The following is an 18,522-nucleotide window of genomic DNA, read 5'->3' as shown; positions in this document are numbered from 1 at the left end:
GGGATACTAATTTAACTTTAGCAGAAATAGTTTCGCGTGGAAGTGTAAATTCACAGCCTCATGATAAACACGCTCATTACCCTCAAAAACGCGTTTGTGAAGTTTACAGGCCGGCAATTGTTCAACAGTTTAAACTTTACGCTTAACCAGGGCAAAAACTGGGCGTTTGTTGGCAAAAGTGGATCGGGCAAGAGTGTGTTGCTGCAAATTATAGCAGGTAACATGAGCCTCAATGGCGGCCAAATTACCTACCATTTTATGGATGGTGCAAATATGCAAGTGCCGGATGATGCCTTAGCCACCTTTCACCGTTTTATAGCTTTTGCAGGCGCAAAGCACCATTTTAAAACGCTATCCAACACATCAGAGCTTTATTATCAGCAACGTTACAACTCGTCGGATTCGGAGGACTCGCTAACCGTACGGCAATACCTGCAAGCTGTAAAGGTAAACCGGCATAAGCCCCCTTATTGGACGTTTGATAAAACCATAGCCGCGCTTAACTTAACAGAGCTTTGCGACAAACAAACCATTAAACTATCTAACGGCGAAACCAAGCGCCTGATGATAGCCGCGGCACTGATCAAAAACCCTATCATATTATTGTTAGACAACCCCATGACGGGTTTGGATGTTAATACCCGCAAATCATTCAACAACTTACTGAACGAAATAGCCGCATCGGGCATCAGCATTGTGATGGCAACCTCTGCATTCGAGGTACCCGATTGTATAACCAACGTAGCGGTTTTAGATAATGGTGACATCAGTCAAAGCCTCAGCAAACAGCAGTTTGAAGCAAGCGAACATCGCGTAGCAGAAAAAGTGATTATTGACTTAGATACGTTGAAAGTATTGTTAAATACATCTGCTAATATTCATAACTACAGTCAAATTGTGAGCATGAGCGATGTGCGGATACAATATGGCCAAAAGATCATTCTTAATAAAATAAACTGGCAAATAAACCCTGGCGAGCGCTGGGCTTTGCTTGGGCCAAACGGCGCGGGTAAGTCTACCTTGTTAAGTTTAATAAATGGCGATAACCCACAGGCTTATGCCAACAACATTGTACTGTTTGATAAAAAGCGCGGCACGGGCGAAAGCATCTGGGATATTAAAAGCAAAATAGGTTTTGTGTCTCCCGAGCTCTACCAATACTTCCCTACCGATAATTCCTGCCTGCAAGTAATCGAGAGCGGTTTTTATGATACGCTCGGCCTTTTCCGCCCAAGCGTAAAATCACGCGCAGAGCTGGCCCTTGCCTGGATGAAAGCTTTGGAGATAGATAAATACGCAACGCAACTACTCAAAAATATTCCCGCCAGCACGCAACGGCTTTGCCTGCTTGCCCGCGCGCTTATAAAGAACCCTGCGTTATTAATCTTCGACGAACCCTGCCAGGGACTTGACGACCACCAGCAGCAACATTTTAAAAGCGTGGTTGATGCCATTTGCAGCATCAGTAACGTAACGCTTATATATGTTACCCATTACCAGCACGAAATACCGGACAGCGTTGATAAGGTTTTGAGGCTGGATAAGGGGGAAGTTTTAAGTTAAACTGCGAGACTTCTATTTTTTCTTGAAGCAAAGAAAATCATTAATATAAAAGCAATCATTGGTGGCCAAAAACGCACTAAGAAGGCAACAGACCTACTATAAAATGTCTGCTCGGGGTGGTAATCGTTTATAAAATCACCAGTACCACAAAACCAAAACTTGGGCGCGGATGACGCTTTTCCGTCTTTTTGTAAAAACGATTTTGGTAGTAAGAAGTAAACTTTGTTATTATAAGGCATGAAAGAGATTCTATATTTAAATCTGTATCCCATATCAAATACATCTACCAAATCGGAATATCTTGAGCTATTTTCAAAAACAACTGTAACTCCCTGTGATGTACGGGGGTGCTTTAAGAGGAGATTACAACGTTTATACAGATCTTTCAAACGACTCTTATTTGAGACTTCGTTGTTGGTAAAAATAAGATTTGGTGTATTCTTTTCAAAAGACGCGGCATCAAACTTAATTTTTTTTAAATAGTCCTTATCTGCATATGCTATATCCATAGCCGCCAATTGCTTAAACCCCGTTTTATAAGCAAAATACCCAATACAAAATAACGGCAAGCATATCAAACTTATCATACCCGGAAAATATAATCGCTGAAACAAAGAGGTTACAGTTTTTTGCATCTATTAAAAGTATTTAATAATCTTCAGTTTGTCAACCCAACAACACCTTTCATCTTTAACCTTTCGCCTTTACCCTCCCGCTATGTATATTTGTATATGAATACAGCAGAACTGTTACAGCGTGCTTTAGCTTTTGATTTTTTGAGTATTGATGAAGGGGTTTACCTTTACAACAATGCCTCTACGGCCGACCTTATGTACGTAGCCAACGAGCTGCGCAAGATACAGGTGCCGCACGGCAAAGTTACCTGGCAGATAGACCGTAACGTTAACACTACCAACGTTTGTATAGCCAACTGTAAGTTCTGTAACTTTTTCCGCAGGCCGGGGCACGAGGATGCTTATATAACGGACATTGAAACCTACAAAAAGAAGATAGAAGAAACCTTTAAATATGGCGGCGACCAGCTCTTATTACAGGGCGGCCACCACCCTGATCTTGGCCTGCAGTTTTATACCGATCTGTTCCGCGAGCTTAAACAACTTTATCCTAAGCTTAAATTGCACTCATTAGGCCCGCCGGAAATTGCCCACGTATCCAAATTGGAGAACATGAGCCATTACGACGTACTAAAGGCCATGAAAGAATCGGGTTTAGATTCGCTGCCGGGCGCAGGTGCCGAGATCCTGAACGACCGTGTACGCCGCCTGATCTCAAAAGGCAAATGCGGCGGGCAGGAATGGCTGGATGTAATGCGCGCGGCGCATCAATTAAACCTGCCAACATCTGCTACCATGATGTTTGGCCATATCGAAACCATCGAAGAGCGCTTTGAGCATTTGGTTTGGATCCGCGAGGTACAGGCAGAAAAGCCCGAAGGCCACTACGGGTTTGTGGCCTTTATACCATGGCCATTCCAGGACGACGGTACTTTACTAAGAAAAGTTCGCGGTATTACCAACAATGTTACCGGCGATGAATATATCCGTATGATAGCCTTAAGCCGTATCATGCTGCCTAATATCAAAAACATCCAGGCATCATGGCTAACTGTTGGTAAACAGGTGGCACAGCTTTGCCTGCATGCCGGCGCTAACGATTTTGGCTCGATCATGATAGAGGAGAACGTGGTATCTGCCGCGGGGGCGCCACACCGCTTTACAGCGAAAGGTATACAAGATTCCATTAAAGAGGCAGGCTTTGAACCGCAATTACGTACTCAAAAATACGATTGGCGCGACATCCCTGCCGAGATTGAAGAGCAGGTGATAGATTATTAAGGAGTCGGAAGTATTTGGTCGGGAAGTCCGAGGTGAAGTATTTTCAATTTGTCTTTCGGACATTTTTATTACTTTCGGACATACAGACTTTCCGTCTTTCGGACTAATATGGACAACGTTGAGCAATATATTGAGGCGCTGATCTTCGCGTCGGAACAGGGTATCCGTACCGAGGAGATCATTTATTGCCTGCAAGCTTCTTTTGAGCACGATTTTACAGCCGAAGAGGTGACTAAACACATCGGTGCCATTAGCCAAAAATATCAGGACGATGCCTTTGCCATTGAGGTGATGAGGATAAATAACGGCTACCAGTTTCTTACTAAAAAGAAATTTCACGCCGTCATCAGCCTCCTGCAAATGCAGCGTTCTAAAAAGAAACTAAGCCAGGCCGCCCTGGAAACACTTGCCATTATTGCCTACAAACAGCCGGTGACCAAAACCGACGTAGAGCAAATTCGCGGCGTAAATTGCGACTATTCTATTCAAAAACTGTTGGAAAAAGAGCTTATTGCCATCACCGGCAAGTCCGAAAGTGTGGGCAAACCCATTCTTTACGGCACAAGCAGCCTTTTTATGGATTATTTTGGCATAAATGATATTAGCGAACTGCCACAGCTTAAGGAAATTACCGACAACAGCTCTACCATTGGCGAACAAACGGAATAAATTGAAAAATGATTTTAATTAAAAATGATTTTAGTTATTTTTACTCATAAATAATGCTGGATATAGCGCAGCTAAAAACGCTAAAAACAACCAGGTTAACAGATATCAATTTTAACGAATAACATTTATTAAAATGGCAGCTCCAAAAAAACCTTATAACTCTACTAAAAAGATCAACGATGACGAGGATGACGATCTTGACGATGATGATCCTACGCCGGGTAAAAAGGTAGCAGACGACGACGATGACGACTTTGACGAGGACATCCCTCTTGATGACGACCTGGGCGGTTTTGATACCGGTTACGACCCTTACGATGATGAAGACGACGACTAATTAATTGTCGCTTAAATAAATATTATCCAAAGCATTCAGCAAGCGCTGGATGCTTTTTTTGTAATTGCTAAACCCACCTTAACCGGATGAAGCTAACGGAAGTGAAAACAAGGGCCGATAAAATGGCGTTCCTTGACGTTGCGCGCAGTATCTACAAAGATGACCCTAACTGGGTTTGCCCGCTTGATAATGATATTGAGGCGGTGTTTAACCCGGCCAAGAACAATTTTCATAGCCACGGTAAGGCTACCCGCTGGGTTTTGCGCGATAATAACGGACAGCTTATTGGCCGCATAGCAGCGTTTATAAACAACCAAAAAGCTTATCAATATGATATACCCACCGGCGGCTGCGGCTTTTTTGAATGCGTAGATGATAAACAGGCGGCCTTTTTACTTTTTGATACGGCCAAAAACTGGCTGCAGAAAAACGGCATGCAGGCTATGGATGGCCCGATAAACTTTGGCGAGAACGATAACTTTTGGGGTCTGTTGGTAGAAGGGTTTACTCCCCCCTCATACGGCATGAACTATAACCCGCCATACTACAAAGGTTTTTTTGATGATTATGGATTTAAAACCCAGTACGAGCAAATTACCAATCATTTAGATGTGCACAAGCCCTTTTCAGAACGTTTCACTAAGATCGCTAATTGGGTTATAAGTAAACCGGGATATACATTTGAGCATTTCCGCGTTAGGCAAATAGAAAAATTCGCGGCGGATTTTATAGAGATCTATAACGATGCCTGGCGCGATTTTGAGAATTTTGTGCCGATAACACATGCCACCATCCTGGAAAGTTTTGCAAAGATGAAAGCGATAATGGATGAAAAACTGATTTGGTTTGCCTACGTGAACGGCGAACCGGCATCTTTCATCATTATATTGCCCGATGCCAACCAAATGATAAAACCGCTTAACGGTAAACTTAATTTATGGGGAAAACTTACATTCTTATACCGAAAATGGAAAGGTGTATCGCGGATGCGCGCGATAGTAATGGGCACCAAACAAAAGTACCAGAAACATGGCCTGGAGTCGTGCCTGTTCATTAAACTTAAGGAATATGTATTGCCCCTTAAACAGTATGACGAGCTGGAGTTATCGTGGGTGGGCGATTTTAATGATAAAATGATTGCCATACACACCGCTGTGGGTGCTACATTTGGCAAAAAACATTTAACAATGCGCTACATATTTAATAAGCCCGAATAGCAACATCCAGGCTTATCAAATAAATTATATTAGGCTGTTGCCACCTTTTTATGGCGCAACTCTTCAAAAAGCTCAATAACCTTTTTCTGCAGGTCTATCACCTCAGTTTCGCGGTCCATTAACTTCTTGTTTACATTTTCAAGCTCGCTGGCAATTTTTTGATCTTGCTCTACCTCGTTATAGGTAAGCAACTGTACTACAGACATTTCGAACAAAACAGCGATCTGCTCAAGGCGAGAAAGATTAATGTCGGTGATACCGGTTTCAATTTTAGAGAATGCAGGGATAGAGATGTCTAAACGTTTAGCAACTTCTTCCTGGCTCCACCCTTTTTGGTGGCGTAATAACCGGATCTTTTTTCCAAGTGTCTTCATATGGGGTCAATTAGGTAAGGTTTCTCAATAGTTAATAAAGTTATAAAAAAAATCAATAACAAACTAACAATCAACAAATTTATAGTAAACTATTTTTAATATCCATTAAATTAATACCTCCAAAATTGCCAGAACTCATCATTAGCAAGTTACTGTTGGCAATATCGAGGCTTTCAAGATACTCTAACAATGCTGCCGGTTGGTTAAAGAACAGCAGCCTATCGTTTGCAAAAGCACTTTTTACAGCCTCTGCAGGGTATGGTTCAATTTTTTTTTGTTCGAATGTTTTGCGGTCTATAAAAACAATCGCCTTATCGGCCTTGTCCATAGTGCCGGCATATTCGTTCAAAAAATCTTTATTTAAACTGCTAAAAGTATGCAGTTCTATACATGCTATCAGCTGCCTGCCCGGGAATTGCGCCTTAACAGCATCAATTGTAGCGGTTAATTTAGATGGTGAATGGGCAAAATCTTTAAAGATGGTAGCGTTATCATTCTTGCCAACAACCTCCAGCCTGCGTGCGGCGCCTTTAAAGGTGGTTATGTGCCGGTAAAAATCGGCGCTGTTAATGCCCAATGCATTGCATACCAAACGAGCGGCTTGCATGTTTAACAAATTGTGCTGGCCAAAAACTTCAAGCGGGTAAGTTTCGCCATTGTCAACTATGCTGGTTACACCGTTATCTATAGTGTACTGTGGTAGGTTATACGGTATTTTATCTACAGCTACATCAAGGCTTTTAACCATCTTATTCAAAACCTCATCGGTTTCGCTGTAAATAAGCTTACCGTTGGGCTGTATGGTTTCGGCAAAGATCCTGAACTGATCGATGTAGTTATCAAACGTTGGGAACACGTTGATATGGTCCCACGCTATACCGCTTATTACACCAATATCTGCTTTATAAATATGAAACTTGGGCCTCCTATCTATAGGCGATGCTAAATACTCGTCGCCTTCAATGATCATAACCGGCGCATCGTTTGTAAGGCCAACCATGGTTTCAAAGCCCTCTAACTGCGCGCCTACCAGGTAGTCGAACTTTTTACCGGCCTGCTGCAACACGTGCAGTATCATGCTGGTTATAGTGGTTTTGCCGTGGCTGCCGCCAATAACTACGCGGGTTTTATCCTTAGATTGTTCGTAAATATAATCGGGGTACGAATAAATTTTGATGCCAAGTTCCTGCGCTTTTAACAGCTCGGGGTTATCGATACGGGCATGCATGCCAAGTATAACGGCATCAGTATCTTGAGTGATCTTTTCGGGAAACCAACCCTCCCGGGCAGGCAAAATGCCATACTTGCCGAGGCGTGAAGCCGATGGTTCGAACAGTACATCATCAGAACCGGTAACGTTAAAACCTTTTTTATGTAAAGCGATGGCAAGGTTGTGCATGGCGCTACCACCTATCGCTATAAAATGTACTTTCATTAGTAAATGTTAGTGCGGCAATTATAGGACAAATTAACATAAAAACACCTGTTGCAGCAAATAAATTTGCTCATTGTGTCATTTCAACAATAATACGGGCACGGTTGAATTTTTAGCTAACCGTTGTGATATGCTATTATGCAGTAACGACTGTAAAAAACTATACTTATGCGGCAGGGCTATAAGCAGTTGCGCCTTATGTTCTTTGGTAAAATCGAGTATGCCGGTTAGTATATCGGCGTGGTTTTCATAATAGTACTTAGGGTTAAAGCTTTCCAGCATATCGTGCAGGGCGCTTTCTTCGGCAAGTTGTTCGGGGTCTTTACCAATATGTTTACCTTCTGTATCAACATTTAACACACGCAGTTTAATATTTTGGTTACCCAACAGCTTGTGCAAAAATGCCATTGGTATATTCTCTTTAACCTTCTTAAAATCGCAGGCAATAACCGCTTCATGTATTGTTTCCCTGCTAAAGCCTGGCGGTACAACCATTACAGGCACCGGGCTTAGTTTAGATATTTTTATAACATGGTCGCCAATACCTGTACTATCCTTACGTACGGTGCTATTACCAATGCTGCCTAATATAACCAGGTCAACATTGTATTCTTCTACCACATCTACCACCGCGCGTAATAAGTGCGACCTGTTTAAACGGGTTACAATTTTAACGCCTTGGCGTACCATATGGGTTAGCTTTTCCTTTAGCGTATTTAACTGCTGTAAACGGTCTTTGGCTTCTTCCTCTATCTCTTCCTGGCGCAGCATTACCATATCTGGGTTGGGCAGCATAGTTTCGTAAGGCGATATATAATAGGCGTTCATTAGTATAATGGTATTTACATCACTTTGATGAGATACCCGGGCGGCAAGATCAGCGGCGTTAAAAGCAGTGTCAGAAAAATCGACAGGTACGAGATAGGTTTTCATATTGACGAATTTAAATTCCTTAACCGGATGGTGTAAAGTGTATGAAGCAAATTTAGCTGGCAAACGTTGGCGCTTTGTCACCATCGTTTCATAAATATATCAATAATATTAATAGTTACCTTGTTTTGAAATATAAGCATACATTTGTAATGCAATAATAAATATTACAATTAAAATGAACGGACGCTTCCCCATCGCTATACACATCATGACCCTGCTTTGCGCATCGGACGAGGTAATGTCATCAGACTATATGGCCGGCAGCATTAACGTAAACCCGGTTTTGGTGCGTAAAGAACTTAGTAACCTTATCAGGCACCGGTTAATCATTAGTCAACAGGGTAAAAAAGGTGGCTATAAATTAGGTAAAGATGCTAAGCACATAAGCCTGGCAAGCATTTACCAGGCTGTAAAGCCCGAAGCTATTTTAGGCCAGGCCAGGAACGAGCCAAACCCCGCCTGCCCTATAGGCAGACAGATTAACAGGCATTTAAAAGAGCTGAATACCCAGATAGAACAAACCATGTTGAACAAATTAGGCGATACCACACTGGCTGAGTTTTGCAAAAAGTTCGCGTAAAAACTTATATACTGTAACAAGATCAATTACAAAAACAATCAACATTATGAAAATAGCAATTATTGGCGCAACGGGCTTTGTAGGGCCCGAATTAGTAAAAGAAGGTGTATCGCGAGGGTACGAGATTACCGCGATTGCCCGTAATACCGATAAGGTAGAAAAAGCAGCAGGCGTTACAGCCGTTGCAGCAGATGTTTATGATGAAGACGTACTGGCGTCGGCATTATCCGGCCACGACGCGGTTATTAATTCATTTAACGCGGGCTGGACTAACCCTAATCTTTATAATGATTTTTTAAGAGGATCTAAAAACATACAGGAAGCAGTTAAAAAGGCGGGGGTAAAACGCTTTATTACCATTGGTGGCGCCGGCAGTTTATTTATTGACGGGAAACAACTGGTAGATTCGCCCCAGTTCCCTAAAGAGTACTACCCGGGTGCATCTGCCGCGCGCGATTACCTTAACGAATTGCGTAAAGAGGACGAACTGGACTGGACATTCCTGAGCCCTGCTATTAACCTGCACCCCGGCGAGCGCACAGGCAATTTCCGCTTGGGTACCGAAAGCCCGGTGTTTGACTCGGAAGGCAAAAGCGATATCTCTACCGCGGACCTGGCCGTAGCTATATTTGATGAATTGGAGAACAACCAACACATAAAAGCGAGGTTTACGGTAGGCTACTAACTCTTTGTGATTTTAACGATAAATATGATTACACCGATCAAAGTCAATCGGTGTAATCATCCGATGATCGGTGGTATCCTAAAGAGTAAATTTAGCTGCTACCCAATCTTTATCTTTTTTATGGGTAATGTATTTGAGGTTGTATTTGCGGGCCTCTTCGGTAATGATATCCAGATCGGGCGATTCATAGAAACCGCTGAAATAGATCTCGCCACCCGGCTTTAAAGCTTCCGCGTACCTTGCCATTTGATCGAGCAATATATTGCGGTTTATATTGGCCAGTATAATATCATACTGCTCGTTTGGGATAACCTCTTTTGAACCGCAAAGGGCCGTAATGTTGTCGATATTGTTTAGCGCTGAATTTTCGATGGTGCTTTCGTAACACACCTCATCATAATCAATAGCGGTGATATCTGTTGCGCCAAGTTTGGCGGCTAGTATAGCCAGTATACCAGTACCGCATCCCATGTCCAAAACTTTTTTATCGGCAAAATCATTCTCCAGCATCAGGCCCATCATCATGGCGGTGGTTTGGTGATGGCCCGTGCCAAATGCCATTTTAGGATCTATAACTATCTCGTAAGGGAACTCTGGTTTAGGCTCGTGAAACGTGGCACGCACAAAAACCTGGTCGCCTATCTGTATCGGCTCGAAATTACTTTCCCATACCTCGTTCCAGTTTTTTTGCGGGATGAGTGTAATCTCGTAACTAAAGGTGAACGACTCGCGGTAAATCTCCAGCGTATTATCCAGCAGCTCCTGGTCAAAATCATCCACCGGGATATAGGCCTTAAAGCCAAGGTCGACCTCCTCGAACGTATCAAAACCTATCTCGCCCAAAGCGCCAATCAACAGGTCCTGCTGGTAATCCTCGTCGGTGATAGTAGTGAAGAGTAATTCGTAGTAGTTCATGGGGTTAGAGATTAGAGACTTGTGATTAGAGATTAGTAAAAAAAAGTGATCAGATATAGCCGCTAAAAACTAATCTCTGATCACAAATCTCTAATTAACTTATTTAATTAAACGCTTTAACAATATCTGTAAAGTCGCGCGATTTTAGGGATGCACCGCCTATAAGGCCGCCATCAATATCAGGGCAGGCAAACAGCTCGGCAGCGTTTTTAGGGTTACAGCTACCGCCGTAAAGTATAGTAGTATCGTCGGCAACCTGCTGGCTGTATTTCGCGGCTAACTCGGCACGGATGAACGCGTGGATCTCCTGCGCCTGGTCCGACGTTGCGGTAACGCCCGTACCAATTGCCCAAACCGGCTCGTAAGCCAGTACTATTTGGCCAAATTTATCGGCTTCTAAATGAAAAACACCTTCAACCAACTGGCTTTTAATTACATCAAAATGTTGGCCTGCTTCGCGCTCCTGCAAGGTTTCGCCGATACAAAAGATAGGTTTTAAACCGTTGGCTAAAGCAGTATCGGTTTTTTTAGCCAAAAGTTCGTTGCTTTCGCCAAAATACTGGCGGCGCTCCGAGTGGCCTAAAATAACGTACTCGGCACCGGTAGACTTTACCTGCTTTGCAGAAACCTCGCCTGTGTAAGCACCGCTTTCGGCCTGGTGCGCGTTTTGCGCGCCAACAGCTACATTGGTATAGCCCTTGGTTAACTGTGCCAAACTGTGCAGGTGAATAAACGGACTGCAAACTACTACCTGTTGGTTGCCGGTAGCTTCGTCTTTAACCATGTTGGTAACTTCAGAGAACAGCGCTAAACCTTCGCTGTAATCAAGGTTCATTTTCCAGTTTCCGGCTACAATTTTTTTTCTCATTTTATGTTTATTGATTTTTAGATTGATAAGATTACACAGATCGTATTGATCCGTTATATTATTTCTCTCTGTAAGGTTGTGTTAGTTTGAACACCTCGGTAAGGATCTTTTTCTCCGCATCATTAAACTTGCGGTGTTGGCGGCGTGCAATTACCCGATCGGTGGTTTCCATCATTTTATCGAAACCGTACTCCACAAATCCATCCGCCCCGCCCCACGAAAAATCGGGGATGTAATTTGGCGGGTATCCGCCGCCAAAAACGTTGGCGCCTACACCTACCACCGTACCGGTATTAAACATGGTGTTAATGCCACATTTTGCATGGTCGGCCATAATAAGGCCGCAAAATTGCAGGCCTGTTTTGCGCATGCTTTGCGTCGGGTAATCCCACAACTTTACATCGCTGTAGTTATTTTTAAGGTTGGAGTTATTAGTATCGGCCCCCAGGTTGCACCACTCGCCTACTACGGCATTACCCAGGTAGCCTTCGTGGCCTTTGTTGGCATAGCCCCAAACAACGGCGTTATTTACTTCGCCGCCTATACGGCAATATGGGCCAATGGTGGTAGCACCGTAAATTTTAGTGCCCATCTTTATCTGCGAGTGGTCGCATAAAGCAAACGGGCCGCGAATATTTGTACCTTCCCAAACCTCGGTATCGGCAGCTAAATATATAGGGCCGTTTATAGTGCTGAATGTACAGCATTCGGCTTGCGCGCCTTCTTCGGCAAAAAAATCGTTACCTATGATGGTATTGGTACTGCTTATGCTGGCGCTTTGGCGGCCGTTGGTAAGCAGCTTAAAGTCTTTACGAAGTTCGGTATCATTCTTCTTAAAAATATCTTCGGGATGTTTAATGATAACCAATTCCTTATCATAAACCATCTCAAAGGTATAAGCGCCATTTGGGTTAAATTCCCCGGCATGAGTGCCGCTTAGCCTCACCGCTATTAGGGTATCCTTATATCTTAATGCACGGCCATTCCCCAGGTTTTGTATTGCTGCAACAATATCTTCATCAGGGCAAACAGCGCCGTTAATAAAAATATTATCGCTCTGGATATTTAGCGGAAACTTAGCCTGAAGGTACGGTTGGGTATGGAATGAAAAATCCGAATCTAAATATTTCGCCCATTTTTCGGCGATGGTAAGGATACCTATTCGCAGATCGGCAACCGGGCGGGTGTATGTTAAAGGCAGAAGGGTATTGCGAGCGTCGTCGTCGAAAAGGATGATTGCCATGGGCCAAAAATAAAAAAAGTCCCCCGTTTTGCGGGGAACTCCTTCAATATTTTATTGAAAAAACAATTATTTTTTGTTGTAACGGGTACGGAATTTATCGATACGGCCCGCTGTATCTACCAACTTCATTTTACCTGTATAGAACGGGTGAGAAGTGTGAGAGATCTCTAATTTTATCAATGGATACTCGTTGCCATCTTCCCATTTAACGGTTTCGCGGCTTTCGATACATGATTTGGTTATGAAAGAGTAGTCGTTTGACATGTCTTTGAAAACAACTAACCTATAGTTTGATGGATGCAGATCTTTTTTCATTGCTATTGTATACTTTTCTTTCTTATAAAAGAGGTGCAAATATACAAATACTTTTTAAAATTAGAAATGGGTAAATAAAAAGTTTTTAACACGATGTTGAGAGCTTCTGTTTGGTAATTTGGCATCCACACAAGGGCAATCTCAATATTCGGTTGCGCCAATATCATACGCGGTGCCCGATGGGCGCGCTTTACCGTAATAATCAAGCGTAACACCGTATACTGATGTATTTGCCCCCGCGTTTATAAGCGGCGATGTTGACAGCAAATGAAAATCATCCGCGGCATAATTGGCAAAATTTAAAGCGTTAGTATCATTACCTATGTAATTATTTGATGCAGTAAGCTTAACACCACTATTTATTTTACGGATAGCTGTGCCCGAGCCCGATTGCACAATAATGTTATTGATAACCGTATTCATGGGGATGGTTGTCGAATTCATTTTTATCCCATCAGCTGCCGAAGAAATAATTGTGTTATTAACGAACTGGAAGTTTGGTCCCGGAGTATAACGAGAATCGGCGAAAATGCCGTTGGCGCCCGAGTTAAGAATAAAGTTGTTGTACACTTGATTATCGCCCAGGCCAAGCACAATAATACCATTGCCCGGCGCATTTTTAACCAGGTTATTATAGCATTTACCACCGGTACCCTCTCCTATCTGGATGCCATTATTTTGCCCGCTGGCAAACGGCGACAAGCCCGGTGAGGTAACCGTGTTGTTATAAACCTCGCAACCCAAAATCGCTGCCCCTACCTGGATACCCTCGCAACCGGCCGAGTCGATACGGTTATTATAGATCTTAACATTGATCACATCATGCGGCAAAACTGTACCGCACGAAAGCGACCTCCCGTCCGCATAAAATGAGTTACCTACATAAAATCCTTCGCCACCTGTTTTATGTACGTAATTATTATGAAGAATAACATTTTGCATGGTAAAATGGCCGCGTTGAGTGGCCACATCACAGGTTGGATCGGTTTTGGCCATAATGCCTGCAAAGCCGCTATTGCGCACCTCTACGTTCGAGATCTCGAAATCTGAGCTCAGGTCGTCCATGGTCATGCCTATGTTGCCCCCATTTACATTAAACCCATACTCCACAGAAGGATCGCCATTGCCTAAAATTTTAAAGTAACGGCAATTTTGTGTTTTAAAGCCATAAGATGCGGTTACAGAGGTAGAAAACGTAACCTTACCGCCTTTGTTAATGATGATGATGGGGCTTGCAGCCGTACCTGTAATATTTTTTAGCAATAACGAACTGCGTGTACCAGCAGGTATATAAATAACTGTACCTGCGGGTAGGTTGGTACCATCAACATACCATTGAGAAGGCTGCACAGTAATAGAATTTACAGCTAAGGTTTGCGAACTGAGGTTGGTGTCATTTGTTTGTACCACGCTCGAAGTTTTCTTCGGTGTTTTAAATTCGCTTTTGGTGCACATTGTAAAGGCCGACATGACTATAACAGCCGCAAAGCAATTTAAAGTGGGATTTTTCATAATTAATTAAGTAGGGGATAAACTTTATTACGGATTAATAAACCGCCTCAATAATAGCAGCCAACTTTCCTGTTTGTTAAAACAATTATTTATACGTTACTTAAGGAACTGTGGTTACGCCTTTTGGTTGTGTTTTTTTCACGCCGTTGTTGGTATTGTTACCAATAACTTTACGCCATACATACAATGCCCTGCATGACGTTTGTTGGTGACAACACCAACAAAGGCAGATGCGAATTTTATCCGCTTACTGCAAACTAAAATCTGCCAACTATCCTCTCTCCTGGCACAACTCAATCAAAACCCCATTCGTCCCCTTTGGGTGCACAAAGCAAACCAGTTTATTATCCGCACCTTGTTTAGGTTCATCATTCAATAACACAAACCCCTCAGCCTTCAGTCGGGACATCTCGGCAACAATATCAGTTACATCAAAAGCGATGTGGTGCATACCCTCCCCGCGTTTTTCTATGAATTTAGCTATGGGGCTATCGCGATTGGTAGCCTCAAGCAGTTCTATTTTATTAGGGCCTGCTTGTAAAAACGCGGTCAAAACACCTTCACTGCCAACCTCTTCGGTTTTATAAACTTTAGAGTGCAGCAACTTCTCATAAATATTTCCCGCTTGCGCAACACTCTTAACCGCAATGCCTATATGCTCTATCTTATTCATTTAGTGATGTAACCAATTAGTGAATTATCGATTTAGTGAATTAGTGGTTTCCGGATTTTAGCTCCCTCGCCGTAATGGAATCCCTTTCGCCTTTTAGCTTTACCCTTTTACCTGCCACTCCCGTGTCCAAATATTGTAAATTAATACCATCAAAATGCAATATATAGCGGGATACAGATGTAAAAGTAAAACTTTGCGTATATTTGTCTTGTTAATTTTTAATACATGAATATCCCAATTTATTTAGATAATAACGCTACAACACCTATGGACCCAAGGGTGCTTGAGGCTATGCTGCCCTACTTTAACGAAAAGTTTGGTAACGCGGCAAGCCGTAACCATCCGTTTGGCTGGGTAGCTGAAGAAGGCGTTGATTATGCACGCGAGCAGGTTGCAAAACTTATTGGTGCTACTGAAAAAGAGATCATCTTTACATCGGGCGCAACCGAGTCTGACAACCTTGCTATTAAGGGTGTGTTTGAAATGTATAAAGAAAAAGGCAACCACATTATTACCGCGGTTACCGAGCATAAGGCAGTTTTAGACGCCTGCAAACACGTTGAAAAACTTGGCGGCAGGGTAACTTACCTGCCTGTTAAAGAAGACGGCCTTGTAGACCTTGCCGTTTTAGAATCAGCCATGACCAACGAAACCATCCTGGTATCTATCATGTATGGTAACAACGAAATTGGTGTGATACAACCCGTTAAAGAAATTGCTGCTATAGCCCATAAATACGGCGCATTGTTTATGACCGATGCTACACAAGCTGTAGGTAAAATACCGGTTGATGTTAACCGCGACGGCATTGACCTGTTGGCCCTATCGGCACATAAAATGTACGGCCCCAAAGGTGTTGGCGCTTTATATGTACGCCGTAAAGGCCCGCGTGTTAAAGTAACAGCACAAATGGATGGTGGCGGCCACGAGCGCGGTATGCGTTCTGGCACCCTTAACGTACCGGGTATTGTTGGCCTGGGTAAAGCCTGCGAAATTGCAGGTGCGGAAATGGAAAGCGAAGCTATCCGTTTATCTACCCTGCGTAACAAACTGGAAGGCGCTTTAACCGTATTGGAAGAAAGCTATGTTAACGGAAACGTTAATTACCGCCTTCCACATGTTGCCAACATCTCTTTTAAATATGTTGAGGGCGAAGGTTTGATGATGGCTATGAAAGACCTGGCGGTATCATCAGGTTCGGCATGTACATCGGCATCATTAGAGCCATCTTACGTGTTAAAAAGCTTAGGATTATCTGATGACCTTGCACACTCGTCCATTCGTTTTGGGCTTGGCCGTTTTACTACCGAAGAGGAAGTTGATTACGCCATTGAGGTAACCAAAAAAGCGGTTACCCACCTGCGCGAACTATCGCCGCTTTGGGAAATGTTTAAAGAAGGCATCGACCTTGACTCAATTGAGTGGGCAGAACACTAATTTGATTTCGGATTTACGATTTTCGATTTCGGATTTATAAAAATTTAAAAACCAAAAAAGTATAAAGGCTTTTGACTTTTTACTTTTGACTTAATACTTAAAAACATGGCTTATTCAGATAAAGTAATTGACCATTATACTAACCCCCGCAATGTGGGCACGTTAGATAAAAGCAGCCACAAGGTTGGTACCGGCCTTGTAGGCGCCCCTGAGTGTGGCGACGTTATGCGTTTGCAAATACAGGTAGATGATAACAACATCATTACCGATGCTAAATTTAAAACCTTTGGTTGCGGTTCGGCAATCGCTTCTTCATCTTTAGCTACTGAGTGGTTAAAGGGCAAAAGCGTTGACGATGCCATGAAGATCGACAACATGGATATTGTAGAAGAGCTTGCTCTTCCGCCCGTTAAGATCCACTGCTCGGTTTTAGCAGAAGACGCTATTAAAGCAGCCATCAACGATTTCCGTGTTAAAAACGGTATGGAGCCAATAGCTCTTGAAAAATCACATCACTAATTGGTGATAGTGATTGGAGATTTGTTAATTAGAGATTAGCCTTGAGGCTTTAACCTTTATTAACTGACTATTGATAAAAATAATTGGAATTTTGATTTAACTAATCTTTAATCTCCGGTTAACTAATCAACTAATAACAATGGTAACTGTAACTGATAAAGCAAAAGCGAAGATAGACACACTGATGAAAGACAGCGGGCTTGATGCCTCGTACTTTCTGCGTGTATCTGTACAAGGCGGCGGCTGCTCGGGTTTATCTTACAACCTCGATTTTGATAATGAGGAAAAAAAAGGCGACCAGTTCTTTGAAGACCGCGGCGTACGCTTCGCGCTGGATATGAAATCGTTTTTATACCTGGCCGGCACCGAGCTTGATTTTAGCGACGGACTAAACGGCAAAGGCTTTAACTTCCATAACCCAAATGCCACACGCACATGCGGTTGCGGCGAAAGCTTCTCGGTATAAAATATTTTTAAAGGATATTTAAAAGGTTAATTACAATTAAGTAATCAACCTTTTTTGTTTTTAGGCTATAAAAATGGTAACACCATTTACTATTGAGCAACTTAAAAGATCTCAATAACCTGCCCGGTACCACTCCCTAAAACGCTACGCTCATAACCTGCCACCACCCTAGCCATAGCAACAGGTATATGCCCCGGGAAAGCATCAAAGTACTCCGGCGAATCTTCTACCACTCCCGGGCTAACCGCGTTTATCCTAACCCCATTTTCAAGCCCTATGGCTGCCGCAATAACGAATGAATTGATAGCGCCGTTCACTGTGCTAAGGTTAGCGCCATAGAGTACCGGATCGGACGATAATATGCCCGAAGTAAGCGTAAACGAACCTTTGGGGTTGATGTAATGCTGGCCAATCAACACCAAATTCACCTGCCCCATTAGTTTGCTGTCGATGCCTTTTTTAAAATCGGTGGGTGTCATGGTACTTAGAGGGCCGAAGTGGCCGCTGCCGGTAACACTTACCAGGGCGTCAAAACCGCCTGCCTTTTTGTAAAAAGCTAAGATAGATTCTGTAGAAGTAATATCTACCTGCAAGTCGCCGCTTTTAGAACCCGCGGTTATAATTTCGTGCTTTTCCTTTAAAGCGGCAGTTACTTTTTGGCCAAGTGTACCACTGGCACCTATAATAATAATTTTCATGGTTGCAGATATTTAGATATCCAAGATAACAACAAAAGAGGCGAATTGATGGCAGGCATTTACGTTTTCTTCCAATAATCCTGGTATATATTTACACTAATTGACTTGTCCTAAAATAAGTTTACACTTAAATAGTGTAAAAGATGAACAAGCTAAAAGAAGAAAAGATCATCAATGACCATCTTATCCAGGGGATAAGTTTTCGTAGCTTAGCGTTAAAGTATGGC

General features: G+C 42.8%; 21 protein-coding genes. 10 read left to right on the top strand and 11 right to left on the bottom strand.

Annotated elements, in window-relative coordinates; all coding sequences use genetic code 11:
• The first annotated feature begins 60 nt into the window (after positions 1-60).
• Positions 61-1,563, top strand: a complete 1,503-nt coding sequence (locus ACFQZI_RS10550) for an ATP-binding cassette domain-containing protein (protein WP_377142269.1) — start codon at positions 61-63, stop codon at positions 1,561-1,563.
• On the opposite strand, the gene ACFQZI_RS10545 is transcribed toward ACFQZI_RS10550, so the two are convergent.
• The gene (locus ACFQZI_RS10545) at positions 1,560-2,198 is read right to left on the bottom strand and encodes a hypothetical protein (RefSeq protein ID WP_377142266.1); all 639 of its coding nucleotides are present in this window, start codon (positions 2,196-2,198) and stop codon (positions 1,560-1,562) included. The two genes, ACFQZI_RS10550 and ACFQZI_RS10545, sit on opposite strands and share 4 nt — an antisense overlap.
• A gap of 96 nt (positions 2,199-2,294) precedes the next feature.
• On the opposite strand from ACFQZI_RS10545, the gene mqnC reads away from it, so the two are divergent.
• The 4 genes from mqnC to ACFQZI_RS10525 all read left to right on the top strand — a co-directional run bounded on the left by mqnC (position 2,295) and on the right by ACFQZI_RS10525 (position 5,642).
• Positions 2,295-3,419 carry a cyclic dehypoxanthinyl futalosine synthase gene (gene mqnC / locus ACFQZI_RS10540; protein WP_377142263.1) on the top strand — a complete coding sequence of 375 codons (1,125 nt, stop codon included), beginning with the start codon at positions 2,295-2,297 and terminating at the stop codon, positions 3,417-3,419.
• A gap of 108 nt (positions 3,420-3,527) precedes the next feature.
• Positions 3,528-4,088 (top strand): SMC-Scp complex subunit ScpB, encoded by a 561-nt coding sequence (scpB, locus tag ACFQZI_RS10535; RefSeq protein WP_377142260.1) that lies wholly within the window; start codon positions 3,528-3,530, stop codon positions 4,086-4,088.
• 133 nt (positions 4,089-4,221) lie between these two features.
• Positions 4,222-4,425, top strand: a complete 204-nt coding sequence (locus ACFQZI_RS10530) for a hypothetical protein (RefSeq protein WP_377142257.1) — start codon at positions 4,222-4,224, stop codon at positions 4,423-4,425.
• A gap of 86 nt (positions 4,426-4,511) precedes the next feature.
• Positions 4,512-5,642 carry a GNAT family N-acetyltransferase gene (locus ACFQZI_RS10525; protein WP_377142254.1) on the top strand — a complete coding sequence of 377 codons (1,131 nt, stop codon included), beginning with the start codon at positions 4,512-4,514 and terminating at the stop codon, positions 5,640-5,642.
• 29 nt (positions 5,643-5,671) lie between these two features.
• Here ACFQZI_RS10525 and ACFQZI_RS10520 read toward each other — a convergent pair whose 3' ends face one another.
• The 3 genes from ACFQZI_RS10520 to ACFQZI_RS10510 all read right to left on the bottom strand — a co-directional run bounded on the left by ACFQZI_RS10520 (position 5,672) and on the right by ACFQZI_RS10510 (position 8,384).
• The gene (locus ACFQZI_RS10520; protein WP_377142252.1) at positions 5,672-6,016 is read right to left on the bottom strand and encodes a helix-turn-helix domain-containing protein; all 345 of its coding nucleotides are present in this window, start codon (positions 6,014-6,016) and stop codon (positions 5,672-5,674) included.
• Between the two features lie 79 nt (positions 6,017-6,095).
• A complete protein-coding gene (locus ACFQZI_RS10515) occupies positions 6,096-7,451 on the bottom strand; it encodes a UDP-N-acetylmuramate--L-alanine ligase (protein ID WP_377142249.1) in 1,356 nt (451 codons plus the stop codon).
• A gap of 78 nt (positions 7,452-7,529) precedes the next feature.
• Positions 7,530-8,384 (bottom strand): universal stress protein, encoded by an 855-nt coding sequence (locus ACFQZI_RS10510; RefSeq protein ID WP_377142246.1) that lies wholly within the window; start codon positions 8,382-8,384, stop codon positions 7,530-7,532.
• A gap of 175 nt (positions 8,385-8,559) precedes the next feature.
• Here ACFQZI_RS10510 and ACFQZI_RS10505 point away from each other — a divergent pair, with 175 nt between their 5' ends.
• Both ACFQZI_RS10505 and ACFQZI_RS10500 read left to right on the top strand, forming a co-directional pair.
• Positions 8,560-8,964, top strand: coding sequence for an Rrf2 family transcriptional regulator (locus ACFQZI_RS10505; RefSeq protein WP_377142243.1), 405 nt, complete (start codon positions 8,560-8,562; stop codon positions 8,962-8,964).
• A 46-nt stretch (positions 8,965-9,010) separates the two neighbouring features.
• Positions 9,011-9,649, top strand: a complete 639-nt coding sequence (locus tag ACFQZI_RS10500) for an NAD(P)-dependent oxidoreductase (RefSeq protein ID WP_377142240.1) — start codon at positions 9,011-9,013, stop codon at positions 9,647-9,649.
• Positions 9,650-9,727: 78 nt separating this feature from the next.
• On the opposite strand, the gene prmA is transcribed toward ACFQZI_RS10500, so the two are convergent.
• From prmA to mce, 6 genes are all read right to left on the bottom strand, one after another.
• Positions 9,728-10,564: a 50S ribosomal protein L11 methyltransferase gene (gene prmA / locus ACFQZI_RS10495; RefSeq protein WP_377142237.1), complete on the bottom strand. Its 837-nt coding sequence runs from the start codon at positions 10,562-10,564 to the stop codon at positions 9,728-9,730.
• Between the two features lie 103 nt (positions 10,565-10,667).
• The gene (tpiA, locus tag ACFQZI_RS10490) at positions 10,668-11,432 is read right to left on the bottom strand and encodes a triose-phosphate isomerase (RefSeq protein ID WP_377142234.1); all 765 of its coding nucleotides are present in this window, start codon (positions 11,430-11,432) and stop codon (positions 10,668-10,670) included.
• Between the two features lie 58 nt (positions 11,433-11,490).
• On the bottom strand, positions 11,491-12,675 hold the full coding sequence (locus tag ACFQZI_RS10485) for a putative sugar nucleotidyl transferase (RefSeq protein ID WP_377142231.1): 1,185 nt from the start codon (positions 12,673-12,675) through the stop codon (positions 11,491-11,493).
• A gap of 66 nt (positions 12,676-12,741) precedes the next feature.
• Positions 12,742-12,990 (bottom strand): type B 50S ribosomal protein L31, encoded by a 249-nt coding sequence (locus ACFQZI_RS10480; RefSeq protein WP_345209586.1) that lies wholly within the window; start codon positions 12,988-12,990, stop codon positions 12,742-12,744.
• A gap of 141 nt (positions 12,991-13,131) precedes the next feature.
• Positions 13,132-14,502 (bottom strand): choice-of-anchor Q domain-containing protein, encoded by a 1,371-nt coding sequence (locus tag ACFQZI_RS10475; RefSeq protein WP_377142228.1) that lies wholly within the window; start codon positions 14,500-14,502, stop codon positions 13,132-13,134.
• 271 nt (positions 14,503-14,773) lie between these two features.
• Positions 14,774-15,175, bottom strand: coding sequence for a methylmalonyl-CoA epimerase (mce, locus tag ACFQZI_RS10470; RefSeq protein WP_377142225.1), 402 nt, complete (start codon positions 15,173-15,175; stop codon positions 14,774-14,776).
• A gap of 225 nt (positions 15,176-15,400) precedes the next feature.
• On the opposite strand from mce, the gene ACFQZI_RS10465 reads away from it, so the two are divergent.
• The 3 genes from ACFQZI_RS10465 to ACFQZI_RS10455 all read left to right on the top strand — a co-directional run bounded on the left by ACFQZI_RS10465 (position 15,401) and on the right by ACFQZI_RS10455 (position 17,597).
• Positions 15,401-16,612, top strand: a complete 1,212-nt coding sequence (locus ACFQZI_RS10465; protein WP_377142222.1) for an IscS subfamily cysteine desulfurase — start codon at positions 15,401-15,403, stop codon at positions 16,610-16,612.
• A gap of 105 nt (positions 16,613-16,717) precedes the next feature.
• Positions 16,718-17,131 (top strand): Fe-S cluster assembly scaffold IscU, encoded by a 414-nt coding sequence (gene iscU, locus ACFQZI_RS10460; protein ID WP_067059246.1) that lies wholly within the window; start codon positions 16,718-16,720, stop codon positions 17,129-17,131.
• Between the two features lie 139 nt (positions 17,132-17,270).
• Entirely contained in the window at positions 17,271-17,597 is a 327-nt protein-coding gene (locus ACFQZI_RS10455) for a HesB/IscA family protein (protein ID WP_377142218.1), read from the top strand.
• Positions 17,598-17,698: 101 nt separating this feature from the next.
• On the opposite strand, the gene ACFQZI_RS10450 is transcribed toward ACFQZI_RS10455, so the two are convergent.
• Complete coding sequence (locus ACFQZI_RS10450) at positions 17,699-18,295, bottom strand: short chain dehydrogenase (protein WP_377142215.1); 597 nt, start codon at positions 18,293-18,295, stop codon at positions 17,699-17,701.
• Positions 18,296-18,522 lie beyond the last annotated feature (227 nt).

It is taken from the genome of Mucilaginibacter lutimaris, assembly GCF_042676625.1.
Lineage (GTDB): Bacteria > Bacteroidota > Bacteroidia > Sphingobacteriales > Sphingobacteriaceae > Mucilaginibacter > Mucilaginibacter lutimaris.
The sequence above is the reverse complement of the archived record's forward strand: the minus strand, read 5'-3'. Positions and strand labels throughout refer to the sequence as shown.